Source organism: Chitinophaga niabensis (genome assembly GCF_039545795.1).
Taxonomy (GTDB): Bacteria; Bacteroidota; Bacteroidia; order Chitinophagales; family Chitinophagaceae; genus Chitinophaga; species Chitinophaga niabensis_B.
In genome coordinates this window covers 2,429,769-2,453,494 of the sequence record NZ_CP154260.1, presented here as the reverse complement: position 1 = coordinate 2,453,494, position 23,726 = coordinate 2,429,769, and the positions used below count along the sequence as shown (strand labels likewise).

General features: G+C 45.3%; 10 protein-coding genes. 2 read left to right on the top strand and 8 right to left on the bottom strand.

Going from position 1 to position 23,726, the window contains the following annotated elements; genetic code table 11:
- Positions 1 to 48 precede the first annotated feature (48 nt).
- Both AAHN97_RS09640 and AAHN97_RS09635 read left to right on the top strand, forming a co-directional pair.
- Positions 49 to 2,334 carry a gliding motility-associated C-terminal domain-containing protein gene (locus AAHN97_RS09640; RefSeq protein WP_343307382.1) on the top strand — a complete coding sequence of 762 codons (2,286 nt, stop codon included), beginning with the start codon at positions 49 to 51 and terminating at the stop codon, positions 2,332 to 2,334.
- A gap of 67 nt (positions 2,335 to 2,401) precedes the next feature.
- A complete protein-coding gene (locus tag AAHN97_RS09635) occupies positions 2,402 to 3,400 on the top strand; it encodes a hypothetical protein (RefSeq protein ID WP_343307381.1) in 999 nt (332 codons plus the stop codon).
- A 452-nt stretch (positions 3,401 to 3,852) separates the two neighbouring features.
- Here the strand turns inward: AAHN97_RS09635 and AAHN97_RS09630 are convergent, their stop codons facing one another.
- From AAHN97_RS09630 to AAHN97_RS09595, 8 genes are all read right to left on the bottom strand, one after another.
- Positions 3,853 to 4,668 carry a hypothetical protein gene (locus tag AAHN97_RS09630; RefSeq protein ID WP_343307380.1) on the bottom strand — a complete coding sequence of 272 codons (816 nt, stop codon included), beginning with the start codon at positions 4,666 to 4,668 and terminating at the stop codon, positions 3,853 to 3,855.
- Between the two features lie 84 nt (positions 4,669 to 4,752).
- Positions 4,753 to 9,216: a DUF6443 domain-containing protein gene (locus AAHN97_RS09625; RefSeq protein ID WP_343307379.1), complete on the bottom strand. Its 4,464-nt coding sequence runs from the start codon at positions 9,214 to 9,216 to the stop codon at positions 4,753 to 4,755.
- A gap of 27 nt (positions 9,217 to 9,243) precedes the next feature.
- On the bottom strand, positions 9,244 to 13,128 hold the full coding sequence (locus AAHN97_RS09620) for a hypothetical protein (protein ID WP_343307378.1): 3,885 nt from the start codon (positions 13,126 to 13,128) through the stop codon (positions 9,244 to 9,246).
- A 31-nt stretch (positions 13,129 to 13,159) separates the two neighbouring features.
- Positions 13,160 to 14,524: a hypothetical protein gene (locus AAHN97_RS09615; protein ID WP_343307377.1), complete on the bottom strand. Its 1,365-nt coding sequence runs from the start codon at positions 14,522 to 14,524 to the stop codon at positions 13,160 to 13,162.
- A gap of 315 nt (positions 14,525 to 14,839) precedes the next feature.
- Entirely contained in the window at positions 14,840 to 17,545 is a 2,706-nt protein-coding gene (locus tag AAHN97_RS09610) for a sugar-binding domain-containing protein (protein WP_343307376.1), read from the bottom strand.
- Positions 17,535 to 20,798, bottom strand: a complete 3,264-nt coding sequence (locus AAHN97_RS09605; RefSeq protein WP_343307375.1) for a DUF5107 domain-containing protein — start codon at positions 20,796 to 20,798, stop codon at positions 17,535 to 17,537. Before AAHN97_RS09605 ends, AAHN97_RS09610 begins: the two co-directional genes overlap by 11 nt.
- Before the next feature lie 9 nt (positions 20,799 to 20,807).
- Positions 20,808 to 22,118 carry a sugar porter family MFS transporter gene (locus tag AAHN97_RS09600; RefSeq protein ID WP_343307374.1) on the bottom strand — a complete coding sequence of 437 codons (1,311 nt, stop codon included), beginning with the start codon at positions 22,116 to 22,118 and terminating at the stop codon, positions 20,808 to 20,810.
- Positions 22,118 to 23,716, bottom strand: a complete 1,599-nt coding sequence (locus AAHN97_RS09595) for a glycoside hydrolase (protein ID WP_343307373.1) — start codon at positions 23,714 to 23,716, stop codon at positions 22,118 to 22,120. Before AAHN97_RS09595 ends, AAHN97_RS09600 begins: the two co-directional genes overlap by 1 nt.
- Positions 23,717 to 23,726 lie beyond the last annotated feature (10 nt).

The window sequence follows — 23,726 nt, the reverse complement described above, 5'->3', positions numbered from 1 at the left end:
TTTATGAAAATTATGTATACTTTAGTGTATCCTTAGGCCTGGTTATCCATGAAAAAGTACTTGCTCCTTCTTCTTTTCCTTTCTTTTTTTCAATATTCCTTTAGTCAGCAGAAGCAATGGTACCAATGGTATTACGGTAAGGGCGTGGGTCTTGATTTCCGAACTGTAGGGCCAACCATGATCACCGGCAGCGCATTGAACCAGATGGAAGGCTCCGCATCCGTTGCCGATGATAACGGGGCGCTTTTATTTTATACAGATGGGGTTACGGTTTATAATAAACTACACCAGGTAATGGTGAATGGCACTAACCTGCGGGGAAATATATCCAGTACACAATCAGCCCTGATTGTTCCCAAACCCAATGATAAGAACATCTACTACATCTTTACCATCCCCTGGCGCGGAGAAACCGGTCCGAATGGCTTAATGTATTCAGAAGTGGATATGCGGCTGGATGGCGGGAATGGTGCTGTCACTGCCGTTAAAAATGTTCTGCTGGCGGGGAATTGTTATGAGAAACTGGGAGCAGTGGTGCATTGTAATAAACGGGATGTTTGGGTCACTACTTACCGGCAGCCGGACAATACCTTTATTTCATACCTGGTAACTCCATCCGGCGTTAGTGCTACACCTGTTGTTAGTGGTAATGGGATGCGGATCATACCGGTAAATCAGACGGAAGGATATCTCCGTTACTCATCCAACGGGCGGAAACTGGCTGTTGCTTTTTTTGAGCTGGGCTTTCAGATATTTGACTTCAATAACCGGACAGGTGAACTAACGAACCCTATCTCCTTTAATTCCTGGGACTTCCCGGCTAATTATTTATCTCCATATGGTGTTGAATTTTCCTACAACAGCCAGAACCTTTATATAAGTTCCACCAATTCCTGGGGTGGCGGCGGAGAACTGTTAAGCATGGACATCTCCAGCTTTAACAGGAATGATATCATGGCTTCTGTAAGGCAGGTATTACCATGGGATGATTTCAGGGAAGTATTCAGCCTGGCCCTGGGACCGGATAAAAGGATCTATATGGCTGAAAAAATAACCAGCACTTATACCAGCGTTTTAACAGACCCCGATAACCGCGACCGGCCGGGTTATAGTGTTTATAATTTCCGTTCCGGCAACACCACACTTGGCCTTCCGAATATTATAGCCGGAGGGAATGATGATAATGAGGCTGTTATCAACACGGATTATGTTTGTAATGAACTGAGGACCATTTATAGTTTCAGCAGTATGAACCCTCCGGATTCCGTCCACTGGCATTTCGGAGATGGTACTGATACCACGCGTTTATCCAATGGCATACACGATTTTGCAACAGAAGGCAATTACAACGTGAGCCTTATCCTATATTATCCCTGCCATACTGATACGGTCTGGCAGGACCTTGATATGCGGATCCCCGTTGTAAACATTGGCAACGATACGGCAGTGTGTATCGGTAAACCGCTGGTGCTGAAAAGTGATCTTGCAGGAACCGCCTATGCCTGGAATACGGGGAATACAACACCCGAGCTAAACGTTACACAATCTGGTACCTACTGGCTGGAAGTAACGTATGGGGTAAATAACTGCAAAACACGTGATGAAATATATGTTGACTTCAGGCCTTATCCTGAATTAAAGGCATTGCGCGATACTTTTTTCTGTGATAACATTCCGGTACAGCTCGATGTGGATATACAGCAACCGGGAGCATTATATTACTGGCAACAGGTACAGCAGGGCCCTGCTATCAGTATCACGCAACCGGGCACCTGGCATGTAAGGATCTCGCTGAATGGTTGTGATACTGCTACCAGTTTTAATGTAGAGCAGGATGCACTGCCACGTTTTGAACTCGGGCCGGCTGTGCAGATCTGTTATAATGATAAATTGGTGCTTGATCAATCACAATACAATTATCCGCAGTATACCTGGCAGGATGGTTCTCATGCCGGGTCTATTACGGTAAGGCAGGGCGGGAAATATTATCTTGAAACCGCTAACCGTTGCGGTACTTATAGCGATACACTGATGGTTGTACAAAAGGATTGTGAACCGGAGTTTGTTTTTCCTACTGCATTTTCTCCCAATAAGGATGGTGTGAACGATCTGCTACGGCCCATATTCCGTGGAAATATTACTGACTACCTGCTGCAGGTTTATTCCCGCTGGGGCAATTTGTTGTACCAGTCCAACAATCCGCACCAGGGATGGGACGGGCGCCAGAATGGGACGCTGCTGTCCCCAGGCAGCTATGTATGGCATCTGCAATACCGTTCTCTTACTACCAAAGAGATAAAGCATAACACGGGTAGTGTGGTATTGATCAACTAGCTTTTGATATTATCAAAAATAATACTATATTTACAGGTATTACCCATGCTATAAACCCAATATACTTATGAAATCAATGACATTGTTTTTAGCCTGTAGCTGCGCTATCATGGCTATTTCCTGCCAGAAGAACAAACAAACGCCTCCGGCAGAGCCTCCCGTTAACAATTCCGGAACCGTAAGGGTACAACTGAAGCTTACAGGAGATATCTTAACCAGCGAAAGTCCCCTGGGAAGAAGAGCAAATGAGGATGTTTTATCCGGCGCGAGGAATTTTGGAAATACCACGCTATATTCTATTTCCGTAACAAGGGTGGGCGACTGGCGTCCGGCTTCTACCGGCCTGTTTAGTCATGTTGATTCCATGTACATTAATGCACCTACATCCGGACAATATAAAATAAGCATCAGCGTCTATAAAAAAGGAACAGGCTCTGGCTTATTTTACACAGTTCAGAACGGTTTGTTCTATTTTGATTATCCGATTAATTTCTCATTGAAGAACCGGATGGATTCAATAACAGATTATGTTTTTGCCAGGGATTCCGTGTATCATCTACAGTTAGCGAATCCGCTTGATTCATCAAACTATCTGCAGACCGTATACTATCCTCAGGTAGATTATTACCAGGGAGATACCAGCTATGCAGGATCTGCCAACCCTGCTCCTATCTCGATCAATGTGAAAAGACGTTCATTTGGCGTAAAGCTTAGTGCCACTAATTTTACAGGGGGAAAACTGAAAGCTGAATTTGGCTGGGACGCATCATCTCTTTCCTGGCCCCTCGCCCTGCCATTTAGTGTAACACCTGGCGATATCGGCAGCCGGTCCTATGTGCTTGCATCGGATGAATTAAAGTCAAGAGACAGTACCATGCCTATTTTAACCAGGGTAACATGGGAAAAACCAGGCGGAGGTACCGTTCATTTAGGTGATAAAACTATCTACTATAAACGGAATGTGCTCACAACGCTTCATGTGACCATCCCGACTACCGGCGGTACTTCTGTTGCACCGCGGATCACGGAAACAGACTGGTCCGGTAACGAGATCATAAACTTCTAACCTTTCAACATACGATCATTCAAACTGCCGGTACAATGTACCGGCAGTTTTTTATTAAAGGTTTCGTATACGAATGTCCCTTACGGGAGCATGATTTACCAGTCAATGGGAGAGCAAGAAGGTTACTGGCCGTGTATCTGGGGTGTAGTATGAGGGAACAATACAGGACAGATAAGGGATTGACGAGAGAATACCGGGAGATAGGTGGACTTGATGTGGAGATGATGTGTACTTGTGGTGGAGATGATGTGGGGTTAATGTTTAGGGCTTAAGTTTGGGGTGTTGGGTGCTAAAAGCTGCTTTTTAGCTAATGGAAAGAGAAGGTTGTTCGGATATTGTGTTTCCATTCTACAAATTTACTGCAAATAATGTGCTGTTTTTCCGTTATGCACATTGATTTTCCGGCGGAAGGAACACTTCACGTTAATTTTTGTCACCCGCCTCATTTGTATTCATTCCCTCTGAGGCGCAGCGTAGGTTTTATCAGCGTGCAGCAGGGAAAGGGATGGTTCTGTTGCATATGCCGGTGTTCCTGCTTCCTCTTCAGTGAAAGATGGAATAACATCAATGATGTCTGCTGCACAATATTTCCTGTTACCCGATGCATACAGGATACCATTGTCTTCACTGAAGGCCCTTACCTGTAAGACCACGATCGTTTCTGCTTTTCCTGCTTTGAAAGGGAGTACTAATTCTGTAGCCGCTGCCGGTTGGTGAATGTTGAACAATACTTTGTCTGATACTGCCTGTTCCTGTTCAACACCATTAAAGTTCACACCCGCTGCAATCGCTTTGATCTCAATATGTGTTGTATTCCCGGCATGGCGGATGGCTTTGGCTTCCATGGCTGGTATAGCGATCCGTAATTGATCGCCATCCTGTACTACTTTGGGTGTGGGAAACGGGAGCAACCTATCTAATCCTGTGGTTTTGTTGAACTGGAATCCCTTCAACAGTTCGAGCGCTTTGTTTTGGATACTTCTGCTGCCACGTTCCTGGCTGCCTGTATAAAGTACCTTCAGCATCTCTTTGTTGAGCCGGTTGGTCAGTGTGTGATCCAGCCGGATATCCAGGGTTGGTATTAAGGCCCTGCGGATCAGTTTGCCCGCTCTGCTGGCGGTGCCAAAGTCATTGCCGGAAAGTACCGTGGCGATACTTCTCCGTACATGTTTAGGCATGCGGCGAACGCAGCGTTTTCCCTTTCGGTTGTAACCGAGGGTCTCGTCCAGCTTGCCTTCATACTTGATAATTCCTGATTGTGTTGCCATAACGTATTTGTTTTTGGTGAAATGGCAACGTACGGAATAGGGCAGCCAAAAATGTTGATATAGATTAAGAAAATTGAAGGTTTATTAGTTTTGGGGATACTTTAACCCAGGATATCTGACCCTCGGTCCTTGCACAGGAATACCCGGAATTCCTCCCCAATTAAATCTAAAATTAGTTTGCTGGTTTAATTTCCCCTCTTTATAGTTAGAATACATCAGGCCAAGCTGAACTGTTGTCATGCCTACAGCCGCATTCATAGGGACATTATTTTTTTTAAGTTCGCCATAACTCCACATAAAATTATACTTAAGGTCCTGATTGAAAGTATTTAATCGCTGCTTTTCAGCATTCCATTTCCGTGCCATATAGTTACTCATAGTTCTGTCATCAGGGTGAATAAGTCCTGCTGTATGCCCAAGTTCATGAGCGATTGTATTGCGGTCCCTTCCACTTATGATCTCATTCAGGTGTTCATAATTAACATAAACACGCAGGCCACCCATCGGAGACCTTGCAAATGCATCCGCGTTTTGGCCTGTGAAGATCCCCTGTTGGTTAGGGTTGACGATTTCAATGATATGATCATTATCTCCTATTTCATTTTCTGATTTTACTGTTCGAAGATTCACGTGAATGTTTGAAGAAACTGTTGTTCCTGTATTATTGACTGGTATGTTGGTATTGAAGACCCGTTCGATCTGTTCTTTTATTACCCGTTCAAATGCTGCAGCATCATATGGTTTACCGCTGGAATTCTTGATAACACCATAGAAATAAATTTCAAAATGTATACTTCCATTCTCATATATAGTAATCGTAATCACCCATTTTTTCCCTTCAGGGTCGGTAACGATCATGGGGTTATTAGCAACAGCATGGTAAGGAGACCATTCAGAGTATTTTTCACCCAAAGGATCTTTAACATGCCAGCGTCCAAGCTGAGGCTCGTACATCCTAGCGCCAAAGTCGTACCATTCCAGGCCTTCGCCGTTTGCCATTTCACCATTTTGAAGTTCCTTACCATTGTATAAGAATTTATTTCCTTTTATGCCAAATGATTTGCTACTAATACCAGCCATTAACAACCCAAATGGATAATAGTGAGATTCTTCCAGCAACCGCCCTCTTTCATGCGTTAACATGAAGTTGTCGAAATAAACCATTTCATCACTTTCATTGCTGAAGTAAACATATACGTAGCCACTTTTTTTTGCCAGCACTGCATTTGCCAGCCGTTTATCTATCGTCCCCTTTTGATTCGGAATATAGGCCACGGGGATCACCATACTGCTGGCCTGGTCAAATGCAAACCTTTCATCAAAGAATAATATATTCAGATATGCCTTGGGAGCCTGATTTGCTCCACTGGAAGAAGCTGCGGTATTTAAAAGGCTCACAAGGGATGTATTGGACTGCAGACTGTTAGTGACCATAGTTGCGCCAGCCTTTATGATGCCGGGCACATTACTTAAAACGGGCAATGAGGAGAGCAGGCTGCTTACCAAGCTTGCAATGCCATTAGCCGGTGTATTGTTGGCATTTGCCACTGTATAATAGTATTCAACAGAGGTATGGATCCGGTCTCCTGCCATTACTTTCAGAAGTTTGGTTGCCCCAATGGTACCAGTGGATTTACGTGCCAGGATAACGTAACTTCCGTTACCGGCAGCAGTACCAAAAGCTGCGGGCCGTGCAATACGGCTGCCGGTAATATTGATGGACAGCCCATCTTTATTTTCCCAGTAATTGTTCTGCTGTAGTACTTCCGTAGTGCCTGCTGTACCCTCCAAGGTTAGTTGCGGGTACAGATCATTAGAAATTGCTTCAGACAATACGGCTCTCGTATTGCCCAGGTGGTCCTTCACGAAATAATCATACTGGAATGCCGCAGGATTACCGGCTACTGCAGGGATATATCGTATCCTTCCTTCCTCATGTTCAATCAGCTGAAGGGTATCATTATAATATACCAGCCCATCCATGTAAAGTGTATTGATCGCGGGAAAACCTGTTTCCTGAATCTGTTTTTTTAGTTTCTTCCCTTCTGCGTCATAAATAAAGTTCACTGTTCCTCTTACTACACCTCCGGCGCCTCTGAATGTAACTGTCTGGGGCAGGTTCAGGAAATTATAAACAATGCCATTATTGGCGGCATCACCGATATCTTTGTTACGGTCTTTAATAAGATTACCATTTACGTCATACGCATAGTCTACTGCGGCTGTTGTTTTCACGTTGCTTAAAGCGGTCATATATTGTTTGGAGCTTCTAAAATCCCCCAGCCGCGTGGCTGTGTCGTTACGGCGATCTATAACATTGTTAAGCAGATTGCTGTTTGCCTGATAGTTATATTGTAGGCTGTCAATTGTTACGCTGCCGCCAGGCTTCCATCCCTTATGTTCCATTAATTGAATGTTTCCGTTAGCATCGTACGCTGTGGCAGCATTAATGCCATCTCCGACTTTTGAACTGTAATCTATTCCGGCAGAAGTGTTCCAGGCACCATTGTATTGTGTAAAATCCGATTTCATCAGGCGTTTGTTGGCATCATATCCGAAGCCATAAGAACGCAGCTCTCCATCGCTGGCACCGCGCCATTTTATACCTGCAATATTGCCTGTAAAATAACCGCCTGAAGGAGCACTATGCCCATAGTCATAACTTAATTCCATCCCAAAATAACGGCCAGCATTTGCATTAGTTATATAATCTTTATTAATAGCCGTTAACCAACCCCGGATATTATATGCGAAGTGCAACGTTTCTACGGGATCATTGCTGTAGGTGGTGCCTGTTTTCTTTTGCCCAAGTTTCTTTTGCATGAGTTCTGCCTGTTCATTATAGGTATTGTGGAAGATAATGACCTCTGGATCCGTATTCACCTTTTTCCTGACCTCTGTGAGGCGGCCACCGGCATCGTAATAACTGGTTGTCAGAAGGATGATGTTTGCCGGCGTCATTCCTGTTGCGTTGCGGTTTTCTTTCCTTACCAGTACTTTTCCATCAAAGCTGTATTGGGTTGTTGCCAGGTCAGTGCCTCCTGTTATATTCCTGCGTTGTACCTGGATGGGCCTGCCATGGCTATCATAGAAATAAACAGCATATAGATAAGTACTTGTGCCTAAAACTTTGATCTTTGAACCGGTGAGTACTCCTTTTACATTGTAATCCGGTGTTAAGGCCCGCGCATAAGGAGCTACATCGTTGGATGCAGCATAAAAACCACTGGATGTTTCTGCATTGGTGAAAGTGGAAGCAAGCCCACTGCCACTTGCTGCTACCCATGAATAGTTGTCATAATAATTCTGATTTAATAATTCATACGTGCCGGTTAAAGTTGGATAGCTTGCACTGCCTGCAGCAACCGCTGCGTGAACAGCACGCGATTGATTGTTAGTCCACAGATATATAGCTGTTGGCCTGTTCCACGCATCAAACTGGTTCACCAGCCACTTACCCTGCACCTGCAAGCTACTATCCTGAGACATCACCAGACGGTCAAGATTATCATAGACCATTTTCATAGGGCCACTACCTGGTTCCTTTTTTACACTTACCCTACTCCGGGCATCATACCAGTACCAAAAACAAAGATCTTTTAACAGCGCCGGACCGGCGGCAAAACTCCATCCCGCAGGTTCCAGCAGTTCTACTGCCCTTGGAGATATCACACAGCGGAGATTGCCGAATCCATCAAATACACTGTATGTGCATAACCAGCCGGCATGTGCTGTCACAACCGCAGAGGTCAATTGCACTTTTCGAAGTACTATTTTATCCTGTTTGTTTTTGTACTCAACAATTATCTTACCCTCCTCATCTGTGTAAATGTTCCGGTGTAATTGCCCCGGAAGGTAAAAAGCTGTTGATGCGGGGGTAGCTCCTTCAGTATCTGCGATGGTCCACACCCTCACCTCATTGGCTGCGTTCACGCCGTAACTTCTGGCTGTTCCACGATCACTCCCAGCCCAGCTGTTCCCTGGCGGTATTGATTTCACAACCCGCCCGATAGGTGCCGTTTCATAGTTGATCTTACCATAAAAGAATTTTTCTCCACTTGCATGATGAGAAGGATTGTACAGGTTTTTGATAAAAACGTTTTGCTCAATAAACGGGCTGCTTTTAAATGAACCATTTGTATCTGTTGCTGAAGTATAGGAAATGTACTCATATTGCATCCGCCCCATATTGTCAAATAAATAAGGGGCCACCATATCCTTCCCATTGGCGCTGGTACCTCTGCGTACAACCTGAAGCGTTCTGCCAAGACCATCAAAATAATGATTCTCCTGTTTTACTTCTTGTACCGTCCGGTCGGGGCTCCACACATTCTCAGGAAACAAGTAAGGCTTGGAGGGGATCCATGTGCGGATGGAACTTACTTCAAAAGCGCTGCTATAGGCCTGTTGGACGGGTTGCAACGTTTGCGTAGTAGCAGCCGGAGTGGTTTGCCCATTCGGAACTATCTGGGTAAACCCAATAAGCCATAACATATTACAGAAGCAAAACGTACTGATATATTTTATTTTAGCTGGTATCATTTGCATTTCTTTTTCGGATTTGCAGTTATATGGTTAATTACATGGCGTCACGGAAGTAATGGTTCCGGAACTATTCACATTGAACGTGGCAGTTCCGTTGCTGTAATATCCCTGACCACTAGGTATTGTTAAGGCAATGTCAGCATAGAGCTTCGCTCCCACACCCAATGTTTGGCTATGATATACCGTATTTATTTTAGGCCGTGGGCAAAGAAGACTGCCACTAAGTATATTCTTCGACATTAATGATGTATGAACCGGTACCAGACTGCTACATGAATAAAAGGGGCCGGCTATACCATTTGTTGCACGGAAATAATTACCGTTATAAACATAATAGCCATCTTTGATCTTTGGACTAAAGCCCATATCTGAATACAGCGTATTACCTTGGGCAATTGTTCCGAATACGGGAACTAGGGGAAGGTCGGCGGTACACATAGCATAAAAAGTAGTGTCTGCATACTTTAGCATTTGCGGTGCTACAAATCCACAGGCATTACGGTAGAGGTATCTTCCATCAACCATGTACCAGTAAGTTCCTCCCGAGGTATGGCCGGCTCCGGTATTGATCTTATAAAATCCCGTTGGCAAAGGGTCTGTAAAATTCTTGTCCCAATAAAACTCCTTTCTGTCAAGTAATACCGGTGTGCCGGCGGTGTTGATCAGTTCCGATCTTGGGGAATAAGCACTGTAGGTTTGAATAGGCAGCCCGCTAGTACAAATGCCTGCCGCCGTAGTTGCCCTGAAAACTTCTACAGCTACATAATCTGCCCGTCCTTTACTACAATCCTCCACGTTTCCGGCATAGTTGTAGCAGATCGTTTTTGTGATCAGGCTGTCGTGATCCCTCACAATCGCCAGCCTGCCAAAATTATCATATTCATAATAGCTCCGCTTATTATTTGCATCCGTCATAGAGGTCATGCCGGCCAGTACATCAAAAGTATAGGTATTTACCATTGCAGATGCCATTAGCGGGCTGCTGCGCAGCGGCGCCAGGAAACTACGCACTTCTTCATCTGTTGGCATTTTCGCTGAAAAGGCCACAATCGCAGGTTTGCCGCCAAGAACTGATTCTATGGTAGTATAGTCTGCATTCTCGATCACGGCAACCGGGTGCACCTTATTGTAGCTCCATATATAACAGGTCTTGAGCCCATTATTAGCTCCTGCTGTGCTCATTAAAACATTATCAGTGCTATCATACAAGTTAAACCTGAACCTGGTTTCAGCAGCGTTGTTCATGTATTTTGTCTGGATCTGATAGGGAAAGATGAACGGCGGATTAACCCCTTCGCTGTATTCAACAATGTCTGTTTCCTGCGGCACGAGGTTTTCCTGTCTTTCACGTTCTATCACATAATTAACCATGCTGCGGTTAACCATTTTATTGTAGGTAACTGCAGCACCTGATGAAAGCATATCCTGCGGATACCTGTAAACAGTTTTGTGGCTGCGGCCATTACTGTTAATGATCTCAGTGGTTTTGGTTAACCGGTAGGTAGTGTCATAGGTATGCTTCAATACAGCAACAATGGAATCATTGGCTGTTCCATACAGCGTGGAAACTTCTTCTTTCAGGTAGGGGAAGTAAGTGTAAACTAAATTTGCTACCACCCGATGCGAGGGTATATCTGTTACAGTAAGACTATTAGCAGTTTGGTTAATTACCCTCACATGGTGGGAAAACCTGTTGGGATCATCGTTGTATTTATACACCTTGTTGGCTTTTATGACCTTTGCTGCATCATAAAGCTCTTCAGAAAGTAACTGGCCTCTTTCCAGGTTCATACTGGTGCCTTCATCTTCTTTCCAGAACTGTTTAATAGCTGTATTGTCTGAAACATAGTTCAAAGGTGGATGATCATTATATCCATTATCATAGTTCTTATACTTAAATACTGTAAAACCACCGTTTGCATCTACTTCCGTTACTTCCGAATAATCGACATGGTTACCTCTTGTAAAACCCATTGGAAAAATCGGATTGCTGCTCCAGCGATGATAAGTTAATGTACCATTATAATACGATGTAGACGAGCTTTTCCTTGCCGGCGGAACAACAGGCCCGCTGTAATTTTCAATATACACCGGTGTATAGGCTAATACGCCACTGGATAGGGTGCCATTGGCTTTGTAGTTCTTTTTATAGTAGTACTGCTTAAGCATGGAAAGCTGCCCCGTTCCATCGTAGCTGGAAATTTTTTTTATCCGCAGGCCACCAGTTATCTTATTGGCGTTAGATGGATTGGACTGCACAGCAAATGGCCAGGTTGTTACATAAGCTGCGTACTCATGTGGTTCGTATTCGAATGTTGTATAGCCGCGTGTAGGATAGATGATCTTCTTAAGCATTTCAGCCTGTAAATAAGCAGGGTCTGCATCTTTTGACTGCGTAAACAGCGCGGAATCCAGGTTAATATAATACGTTGCATCAGATGTATTGATATAGGGATTCCGGCCGTTGTAGAAGCCGTAGTGATCCGTTTTGTTAGAAAGATAAGGTGGTAATGGCAGTGTGTCATATTCAAATGCATAGAGCTGTGGAGTAATATAATTACCTCCCATGATCCTGGCCTCCAGTAACTTGAGACGTGTAGAACGGTTTTCCGTATAGGCAAATGCAATACGCCGGAATAATTTTCCATTCAGGTCCCGAACACTGATGGAATCCAATCGCAAGGGTACCAACTCTTCACTCCAGGCATTACCCACGTCCTCATAGCGGTCGAACCTGTTATCATTAATGGTTATGCTATTAAGCGTACTGTCTTTCGGGAATCTTAATTGATTAGTGGCCAGTGAATGGCTGAAACTGACGACCTCTTTAGGCGTGGTGATTGTTTGCAGATAGCAGGCATTTATCATCGTGCTTTTCTCTGCCCTGACCAATGGAAACCCTCCTCCATAATACGGACTCGGCGTGGTTGACCTATGCCAAACGGAACGTTCCACGTTGTTCACCCCTACCTTCGTTACAAAGGTGTGCTGCTTATAGTCCAATGTTATTTTTTGCCCGGTTGGGAATTCTATAGCAGTAAGAAACCAGGACATTGGCGATGCCATGTAACGCATTAAATGAACAGGTAAAGCTGGTGTCATTCCAAACCCAGGCCTGCTGAACTCTATGGAATTGTTGGTGCCTCCAAAAATATATTTAACCCCAAATCCATCTGTAATAGTGAACTTATAAACAAGTTTGCTTTTATTCAGAGAATCTTTATAGGGGAACCCTGGGGGATACCAATCCGGTCTTTGCGCCAGGGTCTGCATTTTGAATGTCTTGTCGTTCACGATTTCCCCTTTGATGGTGTAGTATTGATTATCAGAGCTCTTTAACTGGTAAATAGAATCGTGATCCATGAAAAATCTACCTGTAATACCACCAAACTCAAAGTAATACTCATCCGGGTTGCATATATCATCAGTTACGAAATAGCCTCTATCTAAGTATTCGTTCATTTTAGCTGTGGAGCTCCAATTAGCCAGATAGGTTGGATTATCGAAAATAGGTACAATTTCACTGGTGGCAGGGAGATAAGCCTCGAAATCCGGTATTCCTTTAACAACACGCGTTATAACCCCGCCGGCACTGAGCGCCCATCCTAAACCTACTTCGCCGGGAAATATATCCGGCCTGTTGCCGGAGCCATGATAATTCAGGGCAAAAGGCATCTTAAAGTTCTTATAGGCTAACTCATAGAGAGGCACGCCCACATTAACGGTACCTGTATAGTTGCCTACCGGCACCTGCCCGAACATCCCCAATCCGCCGGCATTTGGTGAAGGGGGTCTGAAGTCTTTACTTAGACCATTTGAAGTAGCCGGATTTTGATTGGTAAGGTTTTGGCCATCCACAGTTGGAACATAGGCCAGGCTCACCGCTACCAGAAGAAAGAAGATCCTTTTCATCATAGGAATTAGGAAGATTAAAAGTTCTGTGTCATCATTTAAAATTATACCCAATCCTGAATTTGACCAGCTGGGTCCGGGGCACCTGGTTGTAGCTTAAGAAGTCCCACATGAGCATGACCTTGGTTTCCTTCATTAGCCTTCCTCCCAGAGGTACTGTTCTGCTAACACCCAACAGGCCGCTTTGCGTCCATTCTTTCATATGGTAAAGATGCCGCACGGCACTGAAAGGCATATTGTAATTCATCTCAAAGGCACTGACTGCATGGAACACTCCTTTAAGGCGCCATTCCAGGAAAGAACGTACTGATGCACCCTGGCCGGTGACAACAATATGCCTGATATCCTTCCCCCAGCCTACTTTGCCCGAGCCGCCAATACCAACCTGGCATTTCTCATTGAGCTTATAGGCAACAGAGAGACCAATATCAGTATAGGCCGGGAAATAAGAACCGGAAGGTGTATTTTCAAAATTAGTTCCGAGCTGTATGCGCTGTAAGAAAGTTTTCTTACGGTCTGCCATACCGGGGGAGCCCGGTAACTCGTTTTCGTGGCTTTTCTTCTGCAGTCCTTCAAGTTTCTCCCTCAGGTCCGGCAACCCGGGCTGTGGAGCCACACCGGAAACCTGGCTCCTCACCATCTGTCCGGGATTTGCTTCTCTGCCCAACCGTTGCATAGTTTCCTGCTGTAACAACTGCCGTGTCTGTAAACCGGCAATGGTGGCCTGTTGCTCCACCTGGGCGCCTGGCAACCGGAACATAGCGGATAGCTGGGAGTTCCTGTTAAAGAAATCCGCAAATGCTTTCTGCTGTGATAGCCATTCTAGCAACCGCCTTTCAAGCAACTCCGGGTGCTCTAACATGGCTTTATACTGCTGCAACCTCCCTTTGTATTTCGCCAGATCTTTCTTCATCAATTGCAATTCTTTCACCCTGCCGAATAACGCCAGCTTTTCAGCGAAGTACGTTTTGCGGACCTCTAAATATTTTTCAAGGTCCCTGGCATTCCCTAACTCATCTTGTAAAGACTTTAGTTTTTTTAACGCGGCTTCAGCCAGCTTGTTATCAGAAAGGAAATTGACCGCCGTTTGCAGAGAATCGAGATAACCGTTATAGGTAACAAGAGATTGATCAACAGGATCCCTTACTTTACCTGATATCCCATTGACGAGGTTCTTTGCGAGGGTAGTATCTTTTCTTTGCAAACGCCTTAGCATACGTTGTTCCTGTTTTGCAAAGTATTTCAAATGTTTTTGGGAAGCAGATTTTATCTTTCGATCCAGCCTGTCAGACTTTTCTGATACCGCTAAAAGTACCTTACTGCCATTGACCTGCGACAATGCACTAACCCTTAAAAGCAGGATCAGTAAAATGAGGGATGGGTAAAAAAACAATTTCATACAGTATTTTATAAGTGGCTTCCTGGATTGTTTTATGCGATATAGGACAACAGCGTATTCCGGTTCACATTAAGTATGATACTGATGAAGATGGGATCGTCAAAACTTGTATCGGGTCAATTTGCACAGAAATGATCAAGCGGGTTACATACAAATTTCCGAATACTAAAATAACTTTCCAATACATAAGGGGAAATAACACATTAGTTGTAAACCTTAGGCAGATAATTTGGGGTAACAAAAAAAGAAAGGTGATATCCTCTTTAGATATACCTTTCTTTATCTTAGATCCGTTTAGATTTTATGCAATTAGGATTATTTCATCAGCGCCTGTAATTGTGCTACGGATAATTCCACTTTCGGTGTAAATGCTTTTGATGCCATGTATTGTTCAAGGCTATACCGTAGTTGCCTTGCTGCGGGCCTTTCTTCCAGTTTATTTGTGAGGTCCAGCGAAGTGAGGATCAGTTTTCCCTTTCCTACTTTTGCTTCTATCACATTGGCCATTTTCCTGTTCTTAAAGAAGTTATCGATCACGCGTACCAGCGGCGTAAGTTCCGGCAAAGGATCCATGACCATGGTTTTGGAAGAGGTGATAAGGTCCCACCACTGCCAGTTACTGTAAAATTCAGTAGGGAAATTTTTAAAGGCAGGATGTTGCGGATCACATAAAATGCCCATGGTGCCGGGCTGATCAGGGAAATGCACGGGGCTCCAGAATACAGGTGCAAAACGGCCCTGTACACCTTTGAGCGCGGCAGTATCCGGGTTCAGCAATACGTTCTTTCCTGCTTCCAGCAAGGGTAATGCTTCATTTAAAGTTTTTACGGCCACACCGGTTTCCAGTTTTTCAGGATATACCCAGATGGTCCATTGGTTCCTGTAACCGGCACCGTTAAGATGAATGGTCACTGCGGTGGCAGTCTTTATCTTTTGCAGATCAAAAGTAAAACTACCAAGGGATTGGCCAGTGCCCATTTCTATATCCTGTGCGGGGATCAGGCCTGCGGCGAGTTCTTTACCTGATGCATCTTTCGCCGTCCAGTTAATAGCGCTGTTTTTCAGGATAGCATTACTAAAATTAGCTACTTCTACTTCTCCTTTGAACTGTTCATTGTTGGTGTAAACGGCTTTATCAAAACGAAGCAATGGTACTACCGGGCCACAATAGGTACGGTGCATTTCTGCTGTTACCAGCCCCTTGCTATCCCAGAAAGCATCCAGGATACCGATCAGTGCAGTGCCCTGCCCGGGGAAATCATGGAGGTCCAGCAGCTGGAAACCGCTCATGCCTTTAGTTTTCAGGGCGCGTTCTATTTCTTCCTTGTAGAGGTTGGCTGCGAATTTACCACTGGCCAGCAGGAATTGATCTGCTAAGGGTAATAAGTTCTTTTTCTCTAAATCTTTTCTTATGGCTTTGAAGTTCAGGGGGTCCAGCACACCGGTGTATTTCTTTATCTCCTGCATGTTCGGGAACACGGAATACTGCCCTATTTCATGTGTAATAATGGGAACGGGGATACTATCTATCGCTTTGGTATAATCAGTAGAGAAGTTGGGGGCGTAGGTGTTGAAGATGCCCTGTCCCCTCACCCATCCTTTTTTAGTATACTGTGTGATGAAAAATTCATCTACCGGCTCCGGGAAGCGCCCATGATCTTTCTGGAAAGAAAAGGTGGTGCTGGTATATAAGTGCCGGGGATCCTGTTTCTTTAAGGAAGTTAAGATGTCTGCCAGCCAGTTGAAATCACCTTCCAGTTCATTACCCATAGACCAGAAACAGAAAGAAGGATGGTTGCCATAGTTTACGATGATGCTTTGCCCTTCTGCTGCCAGCCACTTATCCATCAGATCATCCTTTCCGGCATTCTTATTCCAGAAAGGTAATTCCACCTGCAAATAGAAACCCATGGAATCTGCCACCTCAAAAGCGGCTTCAGGCGGACACCAGGAGTGGAAGCGTAAATGATTCAGGCCATATGCTTTTGCTGCACTGAATACCTTTATCCATCCTGGTTTGGTCATTGGCGGGTAACCGGTTAAAGGAAAGATATTACATTCGAGTGTGCCTCTTAAAAAGATACGCCGGCCATTGATCTGTAATAAACCATTATCGTTGGAAAGCTGCCGCATGCCAAAAGCCGTGTTGGCTGTTTCTCCATTGAACTGTACGGATACTTTATAAAGATCAGGAGAAAATTCATCCCAAAGAGCTACGTTGTTCCCCATTGGAACTACCAGTTCTTTTGATCCGCCGCCGGGAGGGATAGTTACATCCATCTCTTTTTCAAAAACAAATTGTTTTCCTGTTACTTTCATTTTCAAACGGGTGTTGGCAGCGGTGCTCATTTCATTCAGCAGGAAAACAGCGATCTTAGCTGTTTTCTTTTGTACATCCGGAAATGCCTTCACATCATAGATATAGGCCTGGTTCTTTGCGATCAGTTTTATTTGCCCAATGACCCCATTCCACATAATTTGTGTGCCATTGGTATAAGCATGTGCCATATCACGTGTGCTCATATCATATAACTTCCTGTTATCTATCCTGATCACCAGCCTGTGTTTTTTACCAGGTGTCAGTAATCTGTGTAAGGGGAAAATATGTGGCGCACTCAGGCTTTCCTCCGTAAAGGAGGCTTCTTTTCCGTCTACCCATACCTGTGATTTCCAGATCACGCGTTCAAGGAACAGATCAATACGCTTTCCTTTCCAGTTGGCCGGGATATGGATCTCCCTGCTGTACCAGGCAGCACCGATATAGGAATGTTTGCGGGTAAGCATCAGCAATGTTTCCTTATTCAGTGAATCGGCTGTTAAGGTGGTGGGATCACCCACACCGGCATCGTCCAGCGTACCGGGCAGCCGGAGTTTATTTTCGAACGACTGGTTAAACCATTGTTCTTTGATGCCTTTATCCTGTGCATCCAGCCGATACCGCCATTCTCCTTCCAGTGAGATCGTTTGTGCCTGTACATTCAGCATACAGCACAATGCAAACAAAATTAAACTAACGCGCATGTAAAAGTGGTTGTTCCTGCAATTGCGGGATCATTGATAAATGTGTTTGTGCACCAAAGTGCATATCCTGTTCCAGTACCCGTGTAAAGATCTCTGTTGCTTTATCGTACTCCTGCAGTCCCAGCCATCCCAGACCCATCATATAACTGCAATGCAGGGTGTTCCGCAATTTAGCATCATCTTCAAAGATCAGCAGGTCCGGCAGAGAAACCGCAAAGTAATCGATCTTCACTTCATCCTGCAAATGTGTTTCCCCATACTTCAGCAGTTGCCGGAAGATGGTATTGGCTTTTTCCTGCTCTCCCAATGCTGCCCATGCAAGGCCCTGGTAAAAGATCTTATCAGGTGGCTGATCATTATAGAACATGGCGGCAGATGGCTCTGATAATCCCTCTGTAGCTTTCAGCAGGTATTGTTTTGACAACTCTCCATTGTATGCCATGCCCAGCCAGTAAAAGATATCATTTTCCTGTGCGCCGAAGAGTTTCCCTTCTCCTAATCCATCCGGGTATTCCTGCGCCATTTTCAACTTCCTTTTGGCTGCTTCATAATCTTTGTTCTGAAGATCCTGCCGTGCCATACCGGTAAGGCTGTAGAGATATTGGCCGGAGACCTTTCCTTCCCCTCCTTCCCATGGATGGAATTTCCTTTCCATGATCAGCTCAAAGGCTTTTTCATACTGACCCATGAAATTGTAGATGGCGGCTCTTTCCAGGTAAACATCATCCCGCCAGTTCACCAGCTTCAGGTTGTTTTCCAGCAGCAACAGTCGGCTGACAGGATCTTTATGTAATCTTTTATATAACTGGTCCAGCTCCATCAACACACGTGCATCTGTTGGGTCCAGTGCAAAGGCTTTTTCAAAATAATACAGGGCTTTGGTTTTGTTCTTCCTTTTATTGAACCATGCTATGCCCAGGTTCCTGAATACTGTCGGGAAAGTATTATCCCTTACGGCAGACAATTCCCACATTTCTATTGCTTCCGCATACTGCCTTTTATCATACCAGAGGCAGCCCAGGTAATAAGGTGCTTTGGCATCTTCGCTGTTCAGGGTCATGGCCAGTTTCAATACGGCCACATCTTCTATCCTGTTCGGGAAACATAATGCAGGATCTGCTTTGGCTGCTTGTTTAAAGTAAGCAAGTGCCTGTTCTGTATTACCTGTTTTGTAATGGAACCATCCCAGGTAGTATGCCTGCATAGGACCGCCTTTTACAAGGCCGATAAGTGCAATGGCTTCTTCATACAAACCGGCGGACGCATAATCGATGGCGTATTCTATAAAATTATGTTCATTCTCACGACCCAGTTTCAGTAAAGTATCCTGTTCTTTCAGTTCTGCATATAAGGTGAGGTTGAAGATGTCGCGGCGTAATGCATTTTTACATACTTCTCTTGCTTCATCCTGCCTGTCGAGTTTACGGAGGATCATAGCCTTCAATGCCCAGGCTTTACTGTTCCGCGCATTCCTGTCCAGCGACCATTCTATCTGCTCCAGGGCTTCTTCATAATTACCTTTGGCTGTACTGAGCTGGGCAAGGGAGAAGTAACTACTATCTTGCCAGGCACTGTTCCAGGTGGCTTTATAGAACATTTCATATGCTTCTTCTGCCCTGCCCTGTAATTGTAAACAGAGGCCCAGGTTATACAACGGTTCTCCGTAATAGGGATTAGGATTGCGCTGTGTAAGCGTTTCAATCGCCTTACGGAAATAGGCTTCGCTTTTCACTATATTTCCTCTCCTTAAATACCATACGCCCAGCGCATTGTTGCAACGCAGGTCTTTAGGATCGCGGCGTAATGCTTCTTCATAATAATCTACGGGGTTATAGGTAGCATGGCGGTATTGCTCCAGGTGTAAGCCTGTGAGGAAAAGCTGTTCGTTGTTCTCCACATCCTTTGGTTCCTGCGCGGCCATTGCTGCCTGGGGAATTTCATTCTTCCGGTTGGCGGCAGGTTCATAACGCAGTAGTTCTTTCCCGAGCTGGTCCTTCAATATCACCAGCAGCTCTTCTTCTTTTGCCTGTATGGCTTTCTGGTAAACAGCTTCAGGAGATACATTGATCTTCTCCGTGAAAAGTAAGGTGTTGTTCAGATACAACTCCAGTGTGATGCCGGTTTGAATACTGGTGGCAAATACTTTAACAGCGGTATCGCTTGCATAGATCAGCAGGTCTTTATTTGCATTCTTTACGATGCCCAGTTCCCGGTAAGGCATGAAATACTGGGTGAAAGACTTTTCCTCGTAAGGCATCAGCCAGCTGAAATCCGGCTGGTTATCCGTGAAAACACCTGTCATCAGTTCTATATACGGGCCATCTTCATCTGTGAGGTTTTTGTCCCATGCTTTGCCGAAATCACTATGCCCCCATGTCCATTGCTTTTTGCCGGGAGAGATATGGTGATTGGCCACATGCAGTAATCCTGCCTGCGTATCGTTTTCATATCCTCCTACAAAATCATAGTCTGAACGGATAGCCATATACGAAGTGGGTACCGGGATATTCTTATAGCGGGAAATATCTGTGCCAGGCGCGTAATCTACTTTGTAATAAGTACCGGTAGCGATCGGGAAAGTGGACACATCGCGTTTACCATGATCAAAAACGGCATTCACATCCGGCGGGAATACGGACTGATAATCGTCATTCACTTTTACAGCCGGATTGGCCCACCACAGGAAGGTCTGTGGCAGTGAAGTACGGTTGTAGAGTTTCCCTTTTATTTCCAGGTAAGCTTTATCAGGATGTAAGGTAAACCCAGCCATTCCCTTGGTATGGAACATCTTTTCCACTTCATTCACCCACACGGTTTTACTGCCATCCCTGTTTTCTTCTATGGTATGATCCACGGGTTCAAAAGTACTGGGGCGGTGATGCTGCGGCCAGTTGAATTCTATACCGCCGGAGATCCAGGGCCCGCATAAACCAACGAGGGCGGGTTTGATCACCTGGTTGTAATAAATGAAATGCCTCTGCCCTACTTTATCATAAGCCATCTGTATGCGGCCGCCTAATTGTGGCAATACCATGATCTTCAGGTAGCGGTTCTCCAGGAACACCGCTGTATAGACCTCGTCTTTCTTTTCATCAAAGATCTTTTCTATCACCGGGTTAGGATAAACAACGCCACTGCTGCCCTGATACACACGTTTTTCAAAGAACATCGGGTTTTTATCGGGTTTACCTATGCTATAAGTTGGGATACTGATCTTTTCTTCCCAAACATGCACCAAAGAATCACTACTCATGTCTGTGTTTTAATGTCCTGTTAAATGTTGTTCTAATTGCTCAAGGGATTGCCCTTTTGTTTCCTTTACCTTACTTCTGATGAACAGGAAACCCAGTGCGCAGATGCCGGCGTACAGATAGAATGGTCCATAAGTACCGAGTTGCTCTGCCAGGATGGGGAAAGTAAACACCAGGATGAAATAAGCCCCCCACAGGGAAACAACGGCAATGGATGAAGCCAGTCCCCTGATGTGGTTAGGAAATATCTCAGAGATCAATACCCAGGTCACCGGGGCCAGTGAGGTAGCATACAAAGCAATGGCCAGCATCACAAAGAAGGAAACGAGCCGCACATCCACCTGGTGCTGCAGCAGTGATGCCAGTATGATATACACTATGGAAAGGCCTGCCGAACCGATCAGCATCAATGGCCTGCGCCCCAGTTTATCCACCTGCCACATGGCCACTAAGGTGAAAACAAGGTTCACGATGCCAATGGTGATGGTTTCAAATAACTGGCTATTGAGGTCTGCCCCTACGGAAGCAAAAATGGTAGAAGTATAATTGAATACAATATTGATACCGCATAACTGCTGGAACACTGCCAGGGTAATACCTATTATTACTGCCGGCCTTACTGCTTTTTCAAATACGGCTTTATAGGATGGTTCTGCGGAAGGTTTTTCAATCACCACTTCCTCCGTGCCGATCTTTGCCAGGATCTTTTTTGCTTCTGCTGTTTTTCCTTTGCCGATCAGCCAGCGCGGGCTTTCCGGCAACCAGAACACGCCCAGTAAAAAGATAACGGAGGGTACTGCACCCAAACCAAACATCCAGCGCCAGGCTTCTGCACCTTTACCGGCCAGCGTGTAATTCACGAGGTTAGTGATCAATATGCCTATCACGATGGTTAACTGGTTGATGGAAACATTCCTGCCCCGTATATGTGCAGGAGAAACTTCTGCGATATACAAAGGACTGAGGATAGAAGCCATGCCCACACCGATACCTGCGGCAAAACGCATGCAAACAAACATCGTGAGGCTATTGGACCATGCCATACCTAAAGAGGAAAGCGTGAAGATCAGCGCGGCCAGCATCAGCCCCGGTTTTCTGCCGTAGCGGTCTGCCAGTTTTCCGGCAGCAAGGCAACCTACCATACAACCTAATGCCAGTGAGCCGGTTAGAAAACCTTCCCACCATGCATTAAGCCCAAAGGCATCGCGCAGGAAAGGCAGCGCGCCGGAGATCACTGCAAAATCAAAACCAAAGAGATATCCGCCTAATGCCGAAATAAATGAAATGCCGATGATGTAGGTATGATTGAATTGCTTGCTCATTATTGATATTTTCCTGTTAATGTTACAACAGATTTTGCGGGCACCCTAATTTCACTGGCAGTTGATTGTGTTCTCTTCAGGTTATTAGTAGCATCTGTTGTATACTGATCTAACACACCAACCGTTAATCCGTTCAGTTGTATGGTTTTTTCTTTTGCTTCCGGGTTCACCAGCACTACCACTACTTTCTTATCTGCTTCCTGTTTCCAGGCAGAGATCATCAATGTTCCGGCAGCTATGGCAGGATCATTGTTGCCGGGGATGGAAGTTTCCACACGTTTCATACCGGGCCTGATAAAACGAGCGTAGTTACCGAATGCCCAGAGTTGTTTTGATTCCACAACAATACCGTCTGTTTTACAGTTGGCCACATTCATCTGGCCGGCGGGATCATTGATGTATACCAGGGCATCGCTGTAATTATAAGGACTTACAGCCAGCCACCACTGCCAGGAATTCATGTTGGCAATCACAAGATCGTGATGAATGGTTTTGGCAACATACAATCCGTATTCGATGCCGGTGTTCCTTGGGGAGCCGTTGTACTGGCCACAGATATCTCCCAGGATGCCGAATTCAGTTTGCCAGGTGTTCAGTGTGGCATCCACCTGGCTGATCTTATTCAGCAGTTGCTGCCTGGTGCTGATCAGTGTGTTATCCGGACAGGTGGTAAAGTAACTGTGCCCTGAGATAGTATGCGCCATATTGGGCAGGTTGCCGATGTAGTTGGCGGATGCGGTGTTAAAGAACTGCGTGATCTGATCTCCGCGGTTATCCGTATTGGTGCCATAGAGGTAAGCCAGTGTGCCTGCCTCTCCTACTACGATCTGAGAATTTGTGCCTGCCAGTTTAGGCGCAATGGCTTTACAGAGTGCGGCTATTTCATCATTCGTACATTGCGTGCCTTCCTGACCGGCAGAAGTAGGTTGCCCCCAGGCCCATTGCGGTTCGTTTACAGGGCTTAAGTAATCAAACTGGAAGTGTTTGGTTACCTCCGCCATAAAACCCGCGTATGCGTCTAATTTGCCATCCTGTATGTTCAGGGCAGTGCCGCCGGAACTGTTATATGCTTTCCCGTTCTTAGACATGAATACCGGCGGGGTCAGGGAAAAGCCGAGGGTGTATTTCACACCACGTTGTTTAGCTGCCTGCAGGAACCATTGCTGGCCTTGCTGCCTGGACCAGTCGTATGTATTATCCGGGTTCATAAAACACTCCTCCCTTCTCCATTCATCCGCAATATTACTGTTCTGGCCCTGTTCAAAACTGCCGCCGCCGATGTTAAAGCGCCAGAGTGATAAGCCGATCCCCTTTGGCGTTCCGTTTGCCGTAGTGTCCATACTGAATAACAGATCAGCTATCTGATCTTTCTTCTGCACATTGGCCCATTTTCCAATGAACTTGGTGGTCCAGCAATCGGAAGCCCCAAAGCTGTGAATGGTTTGCTTTGTGCTGCCCATATTGATCGTAATAACGGTTTTCGGTTTCTGCAGGCAGGTATCCACGCCCAGGAATATACAGGTATTGGGTTCCTGACCCGGTGGTGTTGAACTTTTCCCACAGTTAATAGCCAGGAGCGCAAGGCAAAACAATTTCATGATCGTTCTC

Bases quoted from the DNA above. Each gene is read 5' to 3' on its own strand.
- AAHN97_RS09640 (WP_343307382.1), top strand. From the start codon at position 49: ATGAAAAAGTACTTGCTCCTTCTTCTTTTCCTTTCTTTTTTTCAATAT.
- AAHN97_RS09635 (WP_343307381.1), top strand. From the start codon at position 2,402: ATGAAATCAATGACATTGTTTTTAGCCTGTAGCTGCGCTATCATGGCT.
- AAHN97_RS09630 (WP_343307380.1), bottom strand. From the start codon at position 4,668: ATGGCAACACAATCAGGAATTATCAAGTATGAAGGCAAGCTGGACGAG.
- AAHN97_RS09625 (WP_343307379.1), bottom strand. From the start codon at position 9,216: ATGCAAATGATACCAGCTAAAATAAAATATATCAGTACGTTTTGCTTC.
- AAHN97_RS09620 (WP_343307378.1), bottom strand. From the start codon at position 13,128: ATGATGAAAAGGATCTTCTTTCTTCTGGTAGCGGTGAGCCTGGCCTAT.
- AAHN97_RS09615 (WP_343307377.1), bottom strand. From the start codon at position 14,524: ATGAAATTGTTTTTTTACCCATCCCTCATTTTACTGATCCTGCTTTTA.
- AAHN97_RS09610 (WP_343307376.1), bottom strand. From the start codon at position 17,545: ATGCGCGTTAGTTTAATTTTGTTTGCATTGTGCTGTATGCTGAATGTA.
- AAHN97_RS09605 (WP_343307375.1), bottom strand. From the start codon at position 20,798: ATGAGTAGTGATTCTTTGGTGCATGTTTGGGAAGAAAAGATCAGTATC.
- AAHN97_RS09600 (WP_343307374.1), bottom strand. From the start codon at position 22,118: ATGAGCAAGCAATTCAATCATACCTACATCATCGGCATTTCATTTATT.
- AAHN97_RS09595 (WP_343307373.1), bottom strand. From the start codon at position 23,716: ATGAAATTGTTTTGCCTTGCGCTCCTGGCTATTAACTGTGGGAAAAGT.